Genomic DNA, 1,546 nt, shown 5'->3' with positions numbered 1-1,546 from the left:
CATGCCCAAGATGCCAAGCGACCTTGGCAACCCACGACAAGAAGGCACTGACGTTATGTACTTGCTCGATGACACGCGAGACTGCGTCTCCGTTTCGGCGACTGAAGGACGAGCGAAATCACTGAGATCGGCGCTTCGTTTTCGCATTAATCTCACTTAGTGCACTGGGAAATCGACTTCACTAGAAAGCCACCCTCGGGGCGCCACAAACCCCTTGAAGCTACCAAACAGGCATCTGCGATGCAAGGCTTGGGTTGTTCGCCAGCACCAGACACCCAGAATCCCTGAAAGGAGCCATCCGAGTCTGCAATCCAGCATACTTTTTTGAAAATTTGCATTCAAATCGTCTTTATCGAATCCCGTTCTCGCATAGGATTTTCGAACATCTTATTTATCAGAAGCTTGGTTTCTTGATAATTAGATTCTCAAACAAATCAGAATGAATACCATGTGTTTGCAGCTTTTTTTGCATATCAGCTTCATCGCCAGAAGATACTTGCATCATCACATGAAATGGCAATGGGACACGACCAACGAGCTCCAGGTTTGGATTTCCTCCAGCCCATCCGTGTGCAACCGAATCAATGGATTGAACAAAATATTTGAAAGCCACGTCATCATCTTCGATAAGCAAATCGCGCGAGGCTGTGATGCACATCAAATAAGAATCGCTCACCAGCCAACTTAAATCACTCAGACAATCTTCGAGAGCCGCCCAATTTTCCCCAAAATAGTAAGGAAACTGAAATACTGCAGATATTTCATCAAAAACCCCCTGCGTACGGTGCATTTTTTTTCCTCGGCAAACGCGAATCACCGACTTCTCTCTGCTTCGCTGCATTGCCCATAGATAATTGCACAACTCAGAATCATCTAATGCAGTGATCAAGAAGGTGGAAGGTTTTTTTCCTTCGGTAGAATTGAAAATTTCTCTCATCTCAGCCTCACAAATGTGGCGTAGTGATCGTTGGTGTAATAGGCCGATCCATCCCTACCTACCACGACACGTTCAGCTCCGCGATTAACGCCTGGAGTGAATCGATTTGTGTCGTATTCAGTGTAGGTAATTGGATTTCCTTGAGCATCAACCGTTGGGAGCACCTGTCCGCCCCCACGTCCATCGTTATTGAAAGTTCGTCCTCCTACATAACCTGGGCGGGCCGCACCGTTATGCGCATCGGCGTAGTCGATGACATCCTGCGCACTTTGTGGGATCGAGCCCGAGGTGGCCATCATGATGATGCCACCCGACGGTCCGCCGTTCGGTATCGAAGTTGACGTTCCGCCCGCACCTGGACTAGACGCGCCATAGCCAGGCGTCCCCGAGTTGCTTATTGCTGTTCCAGGCGTCGTCGTGGTGTTCGACCCTTGCACGACATCCGCCGAGGTGCTGGTCGAGCCATCCAAGACCCGAACGCCGCCTGCGCCATATCCCGTCGGGATCTGATCGGCAAGCGACGGCTGGCTGGCCGCGAACTGGGTGCTGTTGACATACCCCACGGCCGCAGCCATCAACGGCAGCGAAGCGCACCAGTTGCTGGCGGCG

At 51.0% G+C, this 1,546-nt stretch carries 2 protein-coding genes; both read right to left on the bottom strand.

Annotation, left to right across the window (positions count from 1 at the left end; genetic code table 11):
- Positions 1-394 precede the first annotated feature (394 nt).
- Positions 395-937, bottom strand: coding sequence for a barstar family protein (locus A8M77_RS34920; RefSeq protein WP_086926027.1), 543 nt, complete (start codon positions 935-937; stop codon positions 395-397).
- On the bottom strand, positions 934-1,546 hold a 613-nt coding region (locus A8M77_RS34915), incomplete at its 5' end, for a ribonuclease domain-containing protein (RefSeq protein ID WP_202820701.1). The genes A8M77_RS34920 and A8M77_RS34915, both read right to left, overlap by 4 nt.

The organism is Variovorax sp. JS1663 (genome assembly GCF_002157355.1).
Classification (GTDB): Bacteria; Pseudomonadota; Gammaproteobacteria; order Burkholderiales; family Burkholderiaceae_C; genus Variovorax.
The sequence above is the reverse complement of the archived record's forward strand: the minus strand, read 5'-3'. Positions and strand labels throughout refer to the sequence as shown.